This window comes from Haloarcula ordinaria (assembly GCF_029338275.1).
In the GTDB taxonomy this organism is placed as follows: Archaea; Halobacteriota; Halobacteria; order Halobacteriales; family Haloarculaceae; genus Haloarcula; species Haloarcula ordinaria.
In genome coordinates, this window is record NZ_CP119789.1 from 2,569,655 (window position 1) to 2,585,067 (window position 15,413).

Sequence of the window (15,413 nt, forward strand, 5' to 3'; positions counted from 1 at the left end):
CGGTGTCGTCGACAGTGACGGGTGTCTCGGAACTCATCGTCTATCGAGAGCGCCGAGAGCGTAGTTTAAGGTACCCCGGACGGGCACGAGCCGTTCCAGTCACCAGTACATTTGTATATCCCGAGTGTGTGAGCGGTGGACGTTCCCACACATCTTATACTGTGCAGACACGTACGCGTCGATATGCCCGTCTCCGATACCGACGAACTCCGGGAGATTCTCGAGCGAAAGCGCGTCGCCGTCGTCGGGTGTTCGACGACGCCCGGGAAGGACGCCCACGAGATTCCGAAGTACCTGCTCGAACAGGGGTACGACGTGGTACCGGTCAACCCCTTCGCGGACGAGATATTCGGCCTGGAGGCCTACGACTCGCTCGCGGACGTCCCCGGCGAGATAGATATCGTCGACGTGTTCCGACCGAGCGACGAGGTGAGCGACATCGTCGACGCGGCGCTCGAACGTGACGAGGATGCAGTCATCTGGTTACAGCTGGGCATCCACGACGACGAGGCCGTGGCACGAGCCGAGAAGGCTGGTCGACAGGTCGTCCAGGACCGCTGCATGAAACCGACGCACCAGCGCCTGATGGCCTGACAGGCCGGGCGAGAGGCCAAGGGTTTTGCCCGTTCCCCGCTTTCCTGCCGGTATGAACGCTGACGAAGTCGCGGCCCTCATCGAACAGGAGATCACCGACGCCCAGGCGACTGTCACGACGCCGCGGGACCCCGACGACGACAAGCACTACGCCATCTCGGTCGTATCGCCGGCATTCGAGGGCAAGACACTCGTCGACCAACACCAGCTCGTCCACGACGCGCTGGGCGAGCATCTGACTCGCGACATCCACGCCATCGAGCTGACGACGGCCACGCCGGAAGAAGCCTCGAACTGAGCGGCGAGGGACCGGGCCAACGCTCGGGCGCCAGTGGCAGAGCCTCCTCGAACGCGACCTGGCGGCAGCGGCACTGATTTACGCCTGGTGGCACTACGGAGAGACATGTCCTTCGAACCGGAGACGCTGTCTGACGAAGAGGTCACACAGAAAGTCGACGAGACCATCGCGAACAACGACGTCGTCCTGTTCATGAAAGGGACCGAGTTGCTGCCCCAGTGTGGCTACTCACGGAAGGCGCTCGGCCTCATCAAACAGTACTGCGAAGACGTCGAGACCGTGGACGTCCTGCAGGCGACAGACGCGTTCCGGGCCGCACTCTCGGAACACAGCAACCGCGAGACGATTCCACAGACGTTCGTCGACGGGGAGTTCGTCGGCGGGAGCGACATCCTAGAACAGCTCGACGAGCGCGGCGAGCTGGAGTCGACACTCGGCGCGTAAGCCAAGAAACACGCGAGAACCGAAGGTGGGAGAAGACTGACGCCGTTCAGTCGTCTTTCATCTCGCCGAGCTTGTCGACGAGGTCCGACGTCGAGGCGTCGGTCTCGAACGACACGTCGCCGTCGTGGTCGTTCTCGTGGACGGCCACGCCGTCGCTGTCGTCGGTATCTACGTTCTGGTCTTGCTGCTCAGACTCGTCGTAGCTTCCAAAACCCATGTACGGAAGTAGGTCGACCAGTGGCAAAAAACGTCCGATAGTGCTCGCCTTCGGCGTGTGGTACCGAGTCGCGCTGCGAGCGCCGGACCGATACGGAGCGACGTTCCCAGTACTCCGGGAAGCAAAGGTTCTTGTTTCTGCTCGGTCTTTCGGTATACAACGATACCCGGTAGCCGTTGTTCTTGCGACGGCGATGTGGTCTTCAACGGATAGGTTTCCCGTATACATGAGTACTGCAGACGAGACATTGGCGGAGATCAAAGCACAGGTCGAATCGGAGACCCCGAGCGACATCACCATCGAGTCGGTGACGTTCGAGGGGCCGGAACTGGTCATCTACACGCCGGACGCCCAGACGGTGGCGAACCGTGACGGCATCGTCCGGAATCTGGCCCAGGCCCTCCGGAAGCGAATCAACGTCCGTCCCACCCAGGACGCGCTGGTCCCGCCCAAGGAGGCCCAGCCGCGAATCGAGGAGATTATCCCCGAGGACGCGGGCGTCCAGAACCTCGATTTCGACACCCAGACCGGCGAGGTGTTCATCGAGGCGGAGAAACCGGGTCGGGTCATCGGTCGCCACGGCGAGACGCTGGACCAGATCGCCGCCAGCGTCGGCTGGACCCCCGAAGTCGTCCGGACGCCGCCCATGGAGTCCTCGACGGTCTCGAACGTCCGGAACTTCCTGAAACAGGAGCGCGACGAGCGCCGTGACATCTTGGAACGGGTCGGCCGGCAGATCAACCGGCCGACGACGGCCGACGACGACTGGGTCCGTCTGACGACGCTCGGCTGCTGTCGGGAGGTCGGCCGCGCCTCGTTCATTCTCTCGACGCCCGAATCGCGCATCCTCATCGACTGTGGTGACAAGCCCGGCGCCCAGGGCGAGGTCCCCTACCTCCAGGTGCCCGAAGCGCTCGCGGCGGGCCCGAACTCCATCGACGCCGTCGTCCTGACCCACGCCCACCTCGACCACTCGGCGCTCATCCCCATCCTGTTCAAGTACGGCTACGACGGCCCCATCTACACCACGGCGCCCACGCGCGACCTGATGGGACTCCTCCAGCTGGACTACCTCGACGTCGCCGCCAAAGAGGGACGCACCCCTCCGTACGAGAGCCAGCAGGTCCGGGACGCGTTGAAACACACCATTCCCCTGGAGTTCGGCAACGTCACCGACATCGCGCCCGACGTGAAGCTGACGATGCACAACGCCGGCCACATCCTGGGCTCGGCGGTGTGTCACTTCCACATCGGCGAGGGCCGGTACAACGTCGCCTTCTCCGGCGACATCCACTACAAGGACACCCGGCTGCTCGACGGCGCAGTCAACGACTTCCCGCGCGTGGAGACGCTCGTACTCGAATCCACCTACGGCGGCAAGAACGACTACCAGACCGACCAGGAGGACTCCGAGCGCGTCCTCAAGCGGGTCATCAACGAGGCCCACGAGAAGGAGGGGAAGATACTCATCCCCGCCTTCGCAGTCGGGCGTTCCCAGGAACTGATGCTCGTTCTCGAAGAGGCGATGCGGAAGGGGGACATCCCGACGATGCCCGTCTACCTCGACGGGATGATACGCGAGGCGACGGCCATCCACACGGCCTATCCCGAGTACCTCCGCGGGAACCTCCGCCAGCGAATCCTCTACGAGGACGAGAACCCGTTCCTCGCCGAGCAGTTCGCGCAGGTCGACGGCGGCGAGGAGATGCGCCAGGACATCGTCGACGAGGAACCGGCCATCATCCTCACCACCTCCGGGATGGTCACGGGTGGGCCGGTCATGTCGTGGCTCCGCCTGCTCGGTGGCGACCCGGACAACACGATGGTGTTCGTCGGTTACCAGGCCGAGGGGACCCTCGGGCGACAGATTCAGCGCGGCCAGGACGAGATATCGCTCTCGGACGGCAGCGGCCCGCGCGCCGAGCGCGTCAGCCTGAAGATGGGCGTCGAGACGGTCGACGGGTTCTCCGGTCACGCCGACCGACAGGGCTTAGAGACGTTCGTCGAGACGATGCACCCCCGTCCGGAGAAGGTCCTCTGTGTCCACGGCGACGAATCCTCGACGAACCAGCTGTCGTCGGCGCTCTACCAGAAGTTCAACATGCGGACGTTCAACCCGAAGAACCTGGAGACGTTCCGGTTCGTCTGAGCGGCACTGACGTTCGAGCACGGCCGCAGACGCGGTCGAGTCGGCTGCGGCGGTTGGTCAGACCCTGACTGGTCAGTACGTGTCCAACCCGATAAGCGAGTTCAGCGGGCACTTCTGCGTGAGCGCGGTCACCGTCAGCACCGCGCCGACGACCAACAGGAGTCCAGCGACAACAAGCCCCGTCGTCCCGGCCGCGAGGGTAAAGAGGCCGGCGAGGGCGGCCACACCGACGAGGAGGAGTGCGGGTCCGAGCACGAGGCGAGCAATTCTGTCGAGTCCACCGACGTTCTTCTCCATGGGTATTTCTACATCAGTGTATAGTCACCCCACTACTATGAATATATCGCCGTGTTCTCAGTACTCGGGAACTCCGTTCGGTCGTTCACCGAGCGAAATCCGTCGGCTCACTCCTCTGTCGTCTCGCTCTGCCGGTCTTCTCCGGACTCGTCGAGGTTGAGCGCCGCCAGGAGCCGGGCGCTGACGATCTGTTCGACCATATCGACCAGCTGTGTGTCGTCGTTGGTGTAGTCGGCGAAAAGCCCGAGCGAAATCTGTCCGCCGGCCATCTCCCGGTGTCCCCCGGCACTCCCCACGTCGTCGAACGCTTCGTTGAGGACGTTACCGATGTGGATTCGGGGGTCCGTCGAACGGCCACTGAACTGGATACTGTCGTCGATGATACCGAAGACGATTGCGGTGTCGACGCCCTCCAGCGTCGCCAGGTAGTCGGCCGCCTGCGGGAGTGCGTCACGTTCTCTGGTCCGCCCGACGTGGGAGAGGAGCACCGAGCCGCGGACGACGCGGTTCTCGATAGCGTCGGCGATGGCGTCGACCGTCGCCCCGCTGACAGCCGGCGAGGAGAGCTGGCGCAGCAGCTGGTCGTCGACGTACTCCTGGAGGAAGCTCGCCGCTTCGTACTCCGCCGGGGTGGTCCCGCGGAGGAAGCCGAGCGTCTCCTGGCGGATGGCGAAGAGGAGCGCCGTCGCGAGTGTGCTGCTGAGGTCGACTTCGAGGGATTCGAGGTAGGTCGTCAGGATGGTGGCTGTCGCGCCGATCTCCTCGCGGTGGTCGACGTACCGGCCGCTGACGTCCTCCGCCGGATGGTGGTCGATGACGATGTCGACGAGCGTGCCCGGCGGGACGTTGTTGTTCTCGCCAGGCACAGAGTGGTCGACGAAGGCCAGCAGCGACCCGGCGGGGCGATCGGTGACGAGGTCCGGGTCGAACGGTTGGAGGTCGACCTCGAGGAGGTTGACGAACGCGCGGTTCTGTTGGTGTGAGATGTCCCCGCTGTAGAGGATACGGCGCTCGTCGATGCCCGCCGTCGCCGCGATGCGGCCGAGCGCGAGCGCGCTCGCCAGACAGTCCGGGTCCGGGTTGTTGTGGCAGACGATGGTTATCTCGTCGGCGTCGAGGAGTATCGACTGCAGGGCCTGAACGTCGCTCATCGTACGTCGGTTGTATCGGCAGCCTGAAATACTCTCCCCGGACAGCGCTGGCTCCCTGAACGGCTGCCTCCTCGACTGACGACGCTCACGCCGCGAAGCCGAAGTTTCTCGGGCCTGGCGAACGAACGGTGTGTATGAGCAACGAGCCTGCGGGCAAGGATACGTCGCTCCCGTGGTATCTGAAGGTCGTCATCCTCGTCTTGCTGCTGGTCGTGCTGTTCGTCATCGTCGTCGACATCATGCACTTCGCGAGCGCGTTCTGACGATGGCAGGTCGGGACGGGAACGCCCTCAGACCAGCAGCTGGATGTCAGCGTCGACCATCTCCTGGAAGGCGGTGGCCGCGCCGACGCCGACGGTGACGCCGTCGTAGAAGTCGTCCTCGTCGTATTCGAGCAGGTCGATGGTCATCTGACAGGCCTGCAGGTCGACCCCGGTGTCCAGCGACATCTGGATGAGCTCCTCGACGCTGGCGACGTCGTTATCCGCGATTCGCTTTCGCATCATACGCGAGGTCATCGCGTCCATCCCGGGCAGCGCCGCGATGGCGTTTGGCATCGGCATGTTGGGGTTGCCGACGGCGCTCAGCTGGAGGTCCGAGGAGTGCTCCTCGTGGAGTATCTCGAGCCCCCAGAACGTGTGGAAGACGGTCACGTCGTAGCCGAAGGCGGCCGCCGTGCTCGCGAGGATGAGCGGCGGGTAGGCCATATCGAGGGTCCCTTTCGTGGCGATGATGACCATCTTCTGTTGGTCGTCCGCGAGGTCGTCTCTGACCGCCGCGAGCTCCGACTCCAGCTCCTCGACTCTCGCCTCGAGCCGGGCGACGTCCGGCGTGGGGTCGCTCGCGGACGCGTCGTCGGTACTCATCTCAGTGCTCACCCTCCCAGCGACCGCACACGGTCAGCGAACGGCGCGCCGTCATCATGCCACCCTGGCGACGAAGTGTCGGAACACCGTCTCGCCGGCCTCGTCGCTCTCCTGCTGGTCGACCAGTTCCACGTTCGCTGTCGACTCGGCCCAGCCGCCGATGTCGCTCATGCTGCCTGGGTCCGTCGCCAGCACCTCGAGGGTCTCGCCCTCGGCGATACCGTCGACGGCTTGCTTGGTCTTGATGACCGGCATCGGGCAGTTCTCGCCGCGCACGTCCAGCGTTTCGGTGACGTCGATATCTGAATTCATCGTCATTCCTCGCCCGGTAGTATTGCCCCGGATCGTAAAAACCCTGCGATAGTCTTGTTTAGTAGTTCCAATATAGATGTCCAGTTACCTATGAGAAACGGCTTATTAGTCCGTTTTTCGGGTTTTGTCCGAGTACATCCAAAGTCTTATTTTGAAGAGTGTACAAGACTCGTCCAGATGTACGAGACAGTTTCAACGGATTCAGTCGACCACGCGAGACAGGAGCCGGCTGCCAAGTCGGAGGTGCAGCGACACAGATGACGGCGCTCGCACAGCTCGCGTTCGCACCGGAGCTGTTCCCGAACGGCGTCGCCCAGTATCTCATCGGCGGGTTCTTCGTCGGGTTCGGGATCAGCGTCATCTACCTGGGCACCGGCATCATCGCCGGGAACAGCACGTTCCTCGAGACGTCGCTCTCCTACGTCTCGAAACTCCCGCGGTTCAACATCCCGCGGTTCGTCGAGTCCCGTGACTGGCGCGTCCTGTTCACCGCGAGCATCATTCTCGGCGCCGTCGCCTACAAAGCCATCTTCGACCCGTCCATCTTCGTCACCGAAGTGCAGTGGTGGCGTCTCCTGGGCGGCGGTGTCCTCGTCGGAATAGGGACGCGAATCGGGAAGGGCTGTACCGCGGGCCACGGCGTCTGTGGCGTCGGGTCCGTCTCCCGGACCTCGCTAGTCAACGTCGCGCTGTTCGTCGGGACGGCCATCGTCGTCGCACTCGGTGTCGCAGCGATGGGGGTGACGCCCTGATGAGCGACGGTGGCCGCGGTCCGTACTTCACGTTGCTCATCGTCGCCGGCGGACTCATCGAAGGCTTCGGCCTGGCATACAGCGGGATGGCCCGACCCGAGGTCGTCCTCGACTTCCTCCAGCTCGAGGATTTCGGCCTGTTGCTCGTGATGGGGGTCGCCTCCATCACGGCAGGCCTGACCTTCTGGGGTGCGACGACGTTCGGTGACCGGGCTCCGCTCACCGGGAAGTCCTACACTCGCCGTGTCAAGTCGATGGACCGGAACGTCGCCGTCGGCGGCGTCGTCTTCGGCGTCGGCTGGGGTCTCTCCGGTATCTGTCCGGGCGCCGGCTACGCCAGTATCGGCGTCGGCAACTACCAGATTCTCTGGGCGATGGCCGGGATGTTCGTCGGCGCGTACGCTCAGGGGTACTGGCGAGCGCTCCGGGCACCTGGGGACGCAGGCTCGGTCACCGCCGACTGAACCTCCACAGGGAACCACACGCGGAGGGGACAAGACTTCTGTACGTCGGGCGGATACCACGCCTATGCCAATCGACCGACCCACCGAGCGACGGGACAGTACTGTCCGCGCAATCACCGCCGAGGGACGAACCGACGTGGAGGGGCACTGACGTGGGATTTCACACCTTCGACCCCGACCGGGCACAGATGCTCGAGGACGTGTCACGCTTCCGCTTCTGTTCGCGGGACGAACTCGTCGGCCACCTCGCGGTCGACCGGGACGCCGTGGTCGCCGACCTGGGGAGCGGGACGGGGTTCTACACGGACGAGGTGGCGCCGTTCGTCGGGACGATGTACGCCGTCGACGTCCAGCCGGAGATGCAGGAGTTGTACCGGGAGAACGGCGTCCCGTCGAACGTCGAACTGGTCACCAGCGACGTCGCGTCGCTGCCGTTCGACGACGACCATCTGGACGCCGTCTTCTCGACGATGACCTTCCACGAGTTCGCGACACCCGACTCGCTCGCGGAGCTCCACCGCGTCCTCACGGACGGCGGCCGAGCTGTCATCGTCGACTGGACGGCCAACGGGACTGGCGACGAGGGGCCGCCGCTCGACGAGCGGTACGGCGCCGACGAGGCCGCCGACATGTTCGCGGCCGCCGGGTTCGACGTGCCCGTCGCACAGGAGCGACCCGACACGCTACTCGTCGTCGCCGTCGCGTGAGCACCTTCGGGTAGCGGGGCTCACTGGGCCGTCTTTTCACGGCCGAGCAGTAGTGTAGAGAATCCACACACTTATGCTCGCCTCGCCCGTAGGCTAGCCTATAATGCCAGACTCACTGAGCGAATACCTCCAGCAGGACATGGAGTGTGAAGGGCTTCTGGAGTGTTTCCACGGGCTGAAAGCGCTCGACAGGCAGATCTTCGCCGTGCTCGCATCGGCGTCGGAGCCGCTGACGGTCGACGAGATCGCCGAGGAGGTCGACCGCGAGCGGTCGACGGCCTACCGGGCGGTCCAGCGCCTGCTCCAGACCGGGTTCATCCAGAAAGAACAGGTCAACTACGACCAGGGCGGCTACTACCACGTCTACCTCCCGGCGGACCCCGACAAGATGGCCGACAACATGCAGCGGATGCTCAACGACTGGTACGCGAAGATGGGCCAGCTCATCCAGGAGTTCCGCGGCAAGTACGACCAGCCACAGCAGGTCGCCCCCGAGCAGTAAGCCCGTGACCGGCGGCTCGGACGCGGTCCAGGCGTATCTCGACGCCCACCGGGAGTCGCTCATCGAGACGACGCTCGACCTCCTCGCAGTCGATACGCAGAACCCACCGGGAGAGACCGCAGCCCTCGCATCGCTCGTCGAGGACCGCTTCGAGGCGCTCGGCCTGTCGACGGAGCGCCTGACCGTCGACCCGGCGAAGCCGAACGTCCTGGCGACGCTTCCGGGCGAGCGCGACGCCACCCTGCTGTACAACGGCCACCTCGACACCGTCCCCTACACCGAGAGCGAGTGGTCACGGGACCCGCTGGGCGAACGGGACGGCGACCGCATCTACGGCCGGGGTGCGACAGACATGAAGGGGCAGGTGGCCGCGATGATAGCGACCGCGGCGGCGTTCGTCGAGACGGATACCACGCCGCCGCTGACCCTGCAGTTCCTCCTGGTCAGCGACGAGGAGACCGGCGGGGCCGCGGGGCTCGAAGCGGTCCTCGATCAGCGCGACCTGCGGGCCGACGGCTGTGTCATCGGCGAGACGACCTGTGATAGCGACCGCTACGCGGTGACGGTGGCCGACCGCGGGAGTATCTGGCTGACGCTGTCGGCGACGGGACGCGGCGCACACGGGTCGCGACCGGTGCTCGGCGACAACGCCATCGACCGGCTGTACGCCGCAGTCGACCGGATTCGAGCCGAGTTCGGAAGTGAGTCACTGACCCTGCCGCCCGAACTCGCGCCCATCGTCGATGAGTCCGTGGCCTACTACGAGGGCACGATGGACACGGAGACGGCCACCGCCCTGTTCGAGACGCCGACGGTGAACCTGGGGGTCATCGAGGGCGGCGACAGCATCAACAGCGTCCCGACGCGGGCGACCGCGCGGCTCGATATCCGGGTGACCGCCGGCGTCGAGACAAGCGACCTGCTGGCCCGCATCCGTGAGTGCGTCGACGGGTGTGAAGGCATCTCCATCGACGACGTCGACTGGAGCGTCGGCACCTACGAGCCGATAGACAGCCCACTGCCGGCCGCCGTCGCCGAGACGGCGAGTGCGGTGACCGGCGAGCGGATCTACCGGCGGAGTGCCACCGGCGGCGGCGACGCGAAGACGTTCCGGAACGCGGGTATCCCCACCGTCGAGTTCGGCATCGGCACCGACACCGTGCACGCCGTCGACGAGTACACGACGGGAGACGCCGTCGCTCGGAACGCCTCCGTGTACACCCGATTACCGTCGGCGTTCGCGACGACGCTCGACTGACGGAGAGTATTGCTCGATATACACAAAACAATTAAGAGCGTCGGTCACCAACGAACAGTCGATGAGTAACGAAGAGACTCTCGACGATATTCGCGAGCGGAAACGACAGGAACTCCAGAACGACAGCAACAGTGAATCTGAGTCGGCAATACCATCTGAGCCGATTCACATCGGCTCCAGCGACGAGCTGGCAGATGCGGTTGCTTCCTACGATATCGTCCTCACGGACTTCTATGCGGACTGGTGTGGGCCGTGCAAGATGCTAGAACCGACCGTCGCCGAGATCGCGGCGGAGACCGACGTGACCGTCGCCAAGGTGGACGTCGACGCCAACCAGCAGCTCGCCGCCCAGTACGGGGTCCGCGGGGTCCCGACGCTAGTGTTGTTCGCCGACGGCGAACAGGTCGAACAGGTGGTCGGAGTCAAGGGCAAAGACGCACTGCTCTCGCTCATCCAGCGCTACCAGTGAGGTGATGGCCGGCGAGGTTCCGCGAGGCCCCGTAGAGAGACCAGCAGCGACCGAGTGACCGTCGAATCCTTGCGGCAGTGAAAGTCGGTGATACTGATTGGTTCGACAGAGCCATCCGCAGCCTTGGCCTGAAATCCCGGCATTCTCACGGCAGCAGCCCCAACGAAAGGGGCTATCACGACTGAGAATCTGACAGCAACAGTTACCATCACCCTCAAAATCTGTACACACATGGGGTTCTTTATGAGTAGGCGTGCTGGCGACGGCCCTGGCGACACCGACGCCGAAGTGGATAGTTCGACGATCGAATCGACGGCGACCGACTCGATCTCCGTACTGGACGGGCTGGGCTTCCCGACACTCGTCACCGATACGGACGGGCAGATCAGGCGCCTCAACGACGAGGCGAGAGACCTGTTCGCCGTCACGGAGAACGAGGCGACCGGTCGAACGCCGGAAGCGCTCCTCGACGACGGGAGTTCGGTGAGTCCGGTGGCCGAGCAAGCCGTCTCGAGCGGTGCAGAGATACAGGACCGCGAGGAGGAGTTCGTCGTCGGGGGACAGACAGTGCCCGTCAGCCGGACGGTGACGCCGGTGTTCGAGGACGGGGAGTGCGTCGGTGCCGTCGAGATCGACCGCGAGATTCAGAATCGAATCGAGCGACGTGAACGGACACAAGCACTCGAGGAGTACCAGGTCGGGCTGCTGGACGACCTCAGCGAGAACCTGAGCAAGCTCGCGGACGGCGACCTCACCATCGACCCGACAGTCGAACCACCCACGGCCGACTACGAGGAGCTGCAGACCGTCTACGAGGAGTTCTCGGCGATGAACGACGACGTGAACCACGTCGTCGACAGCTTCTCGGAGGTCCTCGAGACACTCACGGAGCAGACGGAGTCCGTCGCCGGCACCAGCGACACGCTGAGCGCGTCGAGCGAAGAGGTGACGGCGTCCATCCAGCAGATAGACGCCTCGACGGACGAGATGGCCACGAGCGCCGAACAGCTCGCGAGCGACACGGAGAAGGCAAACCAGACTGTCGACGACCTCTCGGCCTCCATCGAGGAGATCACCGCGACGGCAGAGGAGATTCGCACCCGCTCTGACGAGGCCAGTGAACTCACCGAGTCCGGCGTCACCGACATCCGACAGGCGCTGACGGAGATCCGGGACGCGATGGAGGCCTCGTCGGAGGTCGCCGAGGAGATGGACCAGCTCGAGGCACACATGCACGAGGTGGGTGAGATCGTCGAGATGATAAGCGACATCGCGGACCAGACGAACATCCTCGCGCTGAACGCCAACATCGAGGCCGCCCGCGCCGGTGATGCCGGCAGCGGGTTCGCCGTCGTCGCGAACGAGGTCAAGAGCCTCTCGGACCAGTCACGGGAGTCCGCCGACGAGATCGTCGACATCATCGACGACGCCCAGACGATGACCGAACAACTCGTGACCAGCATCCAGGACGCGAACAGTCAGGTCAGCACAGGCGCCGATTCGGTCGACGACGCGGTCGAGACCATCGAGACGCTCCGGGAGCAGATTCAGGCGACCAACCGCGGCGTCGAGGAGATAACCGACGCCGTCGACTCGCAGGCCCACGACGCCGAAGAGGTGAGCGCCGTCTTCGAGGACACCGCCGCGATGGCCCAGGAGGTCAGTGCCTCCATCCAGGAGATCGCCGCCGGCGTCGACGAACAGACCCAGGCGATGGACCAGGTCGCGGACCGGGCGCAGTACCTCAGCGGGGTGAGCGACGACCTCCACGAGCTCGTGGACCTGTTCCGACTCGCGAAAGACGAGACGGCGCGGGTCGACGACGTCGAGGGCGTAGCGAAGGTGCAAGCCTCGACCGGCGGGGGCGTGGAACGGTCGAGCGAGATTACGGACGAGCGGCCAGCCGACGGGACCGAAGACAGTCCGACCGACGGCCCGGAGACGCTCTCGCCGGACGACTTCCAGTGAGTTACTGCCAGTCGTCCAGGACGACGACCTGGTCGCTCGCCAGCCACTGACCGGGTTCCTCGGTCGCAAGCGTCGCCTTCTCGCCGATCATCTCGAATTTTGGTGCGTCCATACTCACACATCATACTGGGTCTGCCTATCGGTGATACCTACCCTGTTTGGCTCTGCGCGCCGGCCCTCACCGGGAGGCCCAGTCGACCATCCGACCGTATACGGGGTCGCCCGAGAGCGCGTCGGCGTCGCCCACGAGCACGAGCGACTTCTTCGCCCGTGTCAGCGCGACGTTGATGCGCCGGTAGTCCTCGAACAGCGGCCCGTCCAGCGTACCAGTCGCGGTAAAGGAGACGACGATAACCTCCTTGCTGGAGCCCTGGAACCGGTCGACGGTGTCGACGGCGACGTCGGTGAGCCGCCTGGATATCTCCGAGACCTGGGCGCGGTAGGGGGCGATGACGCCGATATCGGCCGCCGGGACGCCCGCCTCGCGGTAGGCGGCGACGACGTCGGCCACGGCGTCGGCCTCCGTCGGATTCGTGTTGCCGACCTGCGTGCCGTCGGGGTCGACAAACGAGACGCGGTCACGGAGATGCGACGGGAGTGAATCGAGTGAGACACCCGCCAGGTCGTCGATTCGCTGGCCGGCCACGTCGCCGTTCGCCGGGCGCAGCGCGCCGTCGTAGAACTCCTGCGAGGCGAACGCCTGGATGTGCTGGGCCATCCGGTACTGCTTGTCGAGCATCACGCCAGCGTCCGGATAGGCCTCGATGAGGCGCTCGAACAGCGACGTGGTGAGCGTCTCGTCTTCCGACTGGACGACCGGCGGGAGCTGCTGGTGGTCGCCGACGAGGACGAACCGGTCGGCGAGCGTCGTCGCGGCCAGCGTCCCCGGTTCGGTCAGCTGGCCGGCCTCGTCGACGACGGCGACGTCGAACGACTGGCTCTGGAGCGCGGTGCTCCCGCAGGTCGCCGTCGTCGCCGCGACGACCTGCGCGTTCTGGAGGGTGGCAGCGCACTCGCCGGGGTCGCCGCTCGTCTCCAGGCGGTATTTCTGCATGTCCTCCCGGACGCCGCTCTCGGTCCCGACCCGGACGACGTCGGTGAATCCCTGTTCTTCGAGGGCTTCGATAGCGTTGTCGACGGCGCGGTTGGTGAACGCCGAGAGGAGCACCCGGTCGCCTCGTTCTACCAATGTCCGGACCATCCGGGCGAGGGTGTAGGTCTTGCCGGTTCCGGGCGGGCCGTGGACCAGGGCGAGGTCCTCGGCCCCGACGGCCAGCGAGACGGCCTCGTCCTGGGCGGCGTTGTTGTCGATGAACGTCTCGGCGACGTCCTCGAACGCGGGGTCGCGGCGGCCAAACAGGACGTCTTTCGCCTCGGCGGACTGTTTCAGGAGCGCGTCGTGCAGCGCGTTCTGGAGCCGACTCGTCGTGAGTTCCGAGGGGTAGACGTCCAGGCGGCGCAGGTCGAACGGTTCGTCGGCGGTGACGACGATCTCCTCGCCGGCCTCGCGGTCACCACTGGTGCCCTCGGCGTCCGCCACCCCGCCACCGATTCGTTCGACGCGGGCGAGTTCGGCGTTCCCGGTGATGGGGTCGCCGTCGCTCGCCAGCACGAGGTTCCCCTCGCGTATCTTCGAGACGGCGCCGGTCCCCCTGGCGCGCAGTTCCCAGCGGCCGCCGTCGAGTTCCCGGCGGCCGGTGGGTTCCAGGTCCACGAGCGCCCGGTCGTCGTCGGCGCGTTCCTCGGGTGTCTGCTCCCAGAGCTTCGCGTACTCGCGGTGGACCGCGCGGCGTTCGGCCTCGATGGCCTCGTAGAACCGCTCGAAGTACTCGCGTTCGTCCTCGGGGATGGCGACGCCGACCTGCCCGGCCTTCGACTCCTGGTCGAGGCGGCCGGAGACGGCCATACAGGTGTCCTGCTCGAAGCAGTACTCGCACTTCGCGTTGGCCTCGTAGCCCGTCGGCACGCCGGTGTCGTGTTCCATCGCGGCGATGGCGTTCCGGGTCCGAATCACGTAGTTCAGCAGTCCCGGCCCGATGGAGAACTCCTTGGCCGGCGAGAGGTCGCCGCTCTCCTCGTTCCGGTCGACGGCCGCGTTCTTGGTGTAGAGCAGCGTTCCCGTGTTGGGTGCCGCTTCGATAGGACTCTGTGAGCCACCGTCGCCGGCCATCACCTCGCTGGCCTCCAGCGAGTTTGCCTCGCGCTCCCCGAGCATCAGCGCGTAGGCCGTCGCCTGGATCTTGTCCTGGAAGCGCGGTTCGCGCTTCGTGTTCTTCCCGGTCTTCAGTTCGACCGGCATCCCCCGGCGGACGGCGTCGGCCCGCCCCTTCATGCCGAAGCGCTCGGAGATGAGCGTCATCTCGGAGCGCCACTGGTCAGTTTCGGTAAGGGTGCCCTGGTTCAGCCATCCCTCGATGGCTTTCGCGTGGTCCCGCACGTCGCCGGCCACCTCGTCGGCCTCGCGGCCGAGCAGGCCGATGTCCAGCCCCGCGTCACGGACCTGGGCTTCGATGGCCGCGTCGACGTCCCGGCCCCGCAAGAGGTCGCCGAACACCTCGTGGACGACGGTCCCTTTCACCAGCGGGTAGGCCAGGTCGGCCCCGTCGAGCTTCCGTAGGTAGTACATCCGCGGGCACTGGACCCACGCCCGGACGTCGGTCACGTCGACCAGGAAGTCCGGTTCGACGACGACGGTCGCACCGCTGCCGACCGAGTACTGCGTCTCGCCCTGGTACTCCCGCTCGTCGGCGTCGTAGACGGCGAGTTCCATGCCCGGCTCGATGACCGCGCCCGTCTCGGTCCACTTCCCCCACAGCGTGACCGTCGTCGGCTCGCCAGCGCCCCGTTCGGGCCGCACAGTCACCTCGCACAGGTCGCTCTCGCCGTGGCCGGTCTGGACCGTCTTGGGGTCGTCGACGTCGACGACGACACCTCTGAGACTGTCAGCCCCGCTCACAACCGCCCC

18 protein-coding genes are annotated in these 15,413 nt (G+C 65.5%); 12 read left to right on the forward strand and 6 right to left on the reverse strand.

Annotated elements, in window-relative coordinates; genetic code table 11:
• The first annotated feature begins 183 nt into the window (after positions 1 to 183).
• The 3 genes from P1L41_RS13525 (at position 184) to P1L41_RS13535 (ending at position 1,336) form a co-directional block, all read left to right on the forward strand.
• The gene (locus P1L41_RS13525) at positions 184 to 594 is read left to right on the forward strand and encodes a CoA-binding protein (protein WP_276296256.1); all 411 of its coding nucleotides are present in this window, start codon (positions 184 to 186) and stop codon (positions 592 to 594) included.
• A 52-nt stretch (positions 595 to 646) separates the two neighbouring features.
• Positions 647 to 892 carry a BolA/IbaG family iron-sulfur metabolism protein gene (locus P1L41_RS13530; RefSeq protein WP_276296257.1) on the forward strand — a complete coding sequence of 82 codons (246 nt, stop codon included), beginning with the start codon at positions 647 to 649 and terminating at the stop codon, positions 890 to 892.
• A 105-nt stretch (positions 893 to 997) separates the two neighbouring features.
• The gene (locus tag P1L41_RS13535) at positions 998 to 1,336 is read left to right on the forward strand and encodes a glutaredoxin family protein (RefSeq protein ID WP_276296258.1); all 339 of its coding nucleotides are present in this window, start codon (positions 998 to 1,000) and stop codon (positions 1,334 to 1,336) included.
• A gap of 46 nt (positions 1,337 to 1,382) precedes the next feature.
• Here the strand turns inward: P1L41_RS13535 and P1L41_RS13540 are convergent, their stop codons facing one another.
• On the reverse strand, positions 1,383 to 1,553 hold the full coding sequence (locus P1L41_RS13540) for a DUF5786 family protein (protein ID WP_276296259.1): 171 nt from the start codon (positions 1,551 to 1,553) through the stop codon (positions 1,383 to 1,385).
• A 226-nt stretch (positions 1,554 to 1,779) separates the two neighbouring features.
• Here P1L41_RS13540 and P1L41_RS13545 point away from each other — a divergent pair, with 226 nt between their 5' ends.
• Positions 1,780 to 3,702, forward strand: a complete 1,923-nt coding sequence (locus tag P1L41_RS13545; RefSeq protein ID WP_276296260.1) for a beta-CASP ribonuclease aCPSF1 — start codon at positions 1,780 to 1,782, stop codon at positions 3,700 to 3,702.
• Positions 3,703 to 3,774: 72 nt separating this feature from the next.
• On the opposite strand, the gene P1L41_RS13550 is transcribed toward P1L41_RS13545, so the two are convergent.
• Positions 3,775 to 3,999, reverse strand: coding sequence for a YgaP family membrane protein (locus P1L41_RS13550; RefSeq protein ID WP_276296261.1), 225 nt, complete (start codon positions 3,997 to 3,999; stop codon positions 3,775 to 3,777).
• 107 nt (positions 4,000 to 4,106) lie between these two features.
• On the reverse strand, positions 4,107 to 5,150 hold the full coding sequence (locus P1L41_RS13555; protein ID WP_276296262.1) for a DHH family phosphoesterase: 1,044 nt from the start codon (positions 5,148 to 5,150) through the stop codon (positions 4,107 to 4,109).
• Between the two features lie 134 nt (positions 5,151 to 5,284).
• On the opposite strand from P1L41_RS13555, the gene P1L41_RS13560 reads away from it, so the two are divergent.
• Entirely contained in the window at positions 5,285 to 5,413 is a 129-nt protein-coding gene (locus P1L41_RS13560; protein WP_276296263.1) for a hypothetical protein, read from the forward strand.
• A 27-nt stretch (positions 5,414 to 5,440) separates the two neighbouring features.
• Here P1L41_RS13560 and P1L41_RS13565 read toward each other — a convergent pair whose 3' ends face one another.
• Both P1L41_RS13565 and P1L41_RS13570 read right to left on the reverse strand, forming a co-directional pair.
• Entirely contained in the window at positions 5,441 to 6,016 is a 576-nt protein-coding gene (locus P1L41_RS13565) for a DsrE/DsrF/DrsH-like family protein (RefSeq protein ID WP_276296264.1), read from the reverse strand.
• A gap of 54 nt (positions 6,017 to 6,070) precedes the next feature.
• A complete protein-coding gene (locus P1L41_RS13570; protein ID WP_276296265.1) occupies positions 6,071 to 6,328 on the reverse strand; it encodes a sulfurtransferase TusA family protein in 258 nt (85 codons plus the stop codon).
• Between the two features lie 257 nt (positions 6,329 to 6,585).
• Here P1L41_RS13570 and P1L41_RS13575 point away from each other — a divergent pair, with 257 nt between their 5' ends.
• From P1L41_RS13575 to P1L41_RS13605, 7 genes are all read left to right on the forward strand, one after another.
• The gene (locus tag P1L41_RS13575; protein WP_276296266.1) at positions 6,586 to 7,080 is read left to right on the forward strand and encodes a YeeE/YedE family protein; all 495 of its coding nucleotides are present in this window, start codon (positions 6,586 to 6,588) and stop codon (positions 7,078 to 7,080) included.
• Positions 7,080 to 7,544 (forward strand): DUF6691 family protein, encoded by a 465-nt coding sequence (locus P1L41_RS13580; RefSeq protein WP_276296267.1) that lies wholly within the window; start codon positions 7,080 to 7,082, stop codon positions 7,542 to 7,544. Before P1L41_RS13575 ends, P1L41_RS13580 begins: the two co-directional genes overlap by 1 nt.
• 152 nt (positions 7,545 to 7,696) lie before the next feature.
• Positions 7,697 to 8,251 carry a class I SAM-dependent methyltransferase gene (locus P1L41_RS13585; protein WP_276296268.1) on the forward strand — a complete coding sequence of 185 codons (555 nt, stop codon included), beginning with the start codon at positions 7,697 to 7,699 and terminating at the stop codon, positions 8,249 to 8,251.
• 103 nt (positions 8,252 to 8,354) lie between these two features.
• Positions 8,355 to 8,753, forward strand: coding sequence for a helix-turn-helix domain-containing protein (locus P1L41_RS13590; RefSeq protein WP_276296269.1), 399 nt, complete (start codon positions 8,355 to 8,357; stop codon positions 8,751 to 8,753).
• 4 nt (positions 8,754 to 8,757) lie between these two features.
• A complete protein-coding gene (locus tag P1L41_RS13595) occupies positions 8,758 to 10,011 on the forward strand; it encodes a M20 family metallopeptidase (RefSeq protein ID WP_276296270.1) in 1,254 nt (417 codons plus the stop codon).
• Between the two features lie 61 nt (positions 10,012 to 10,072).
• A complete protein-coding gene (gene trxA / locus P1L41_RS13600) occupies positions 10,073 to 10,480 on the forward strand; it encodes a thioredoxin (RefSeq protein ID WP_276296271.1) in 408 nt (135 codons plus the stop codon).
• Between the two features lie 243 nt (positions 10,481 to 10,723).
• The gene (locus P1L41_RS13605; protein ID WP_276296272.1) at positions 10,724 to 12,448 is read left to right on the forward strand and encodes a methyl-accepting chemotaxis protein; all 1,725 of its coding nucleotides are present in this window, start codon (positions 10,724 to 10,726) and stop codon (positions 12,446 to 12,448) included.
• Between the two features lie 178 nt (positions 12,449 to 12,626).
• On the opposite strand, the gene P1L41_RS13610 is transcribed toward P1L41_RS13605, so the two are convergent.
• Positions 12,627 to 15,404 carry an AAA domain-containing protein gene (locus tag P1L41_RS13610; RefSeq protein ID WP_276296273.1) on the reverse strand — a complete coding sequence of 926 codons (2,778 nt, stop codon included), beginning with the start codon at positions 15,402 to 15,404 and terminating at the stop codon, positions 12,627 to 12,629.
• Positions 15,405 to 15,413: the final 9 nt, after the last annotated feature.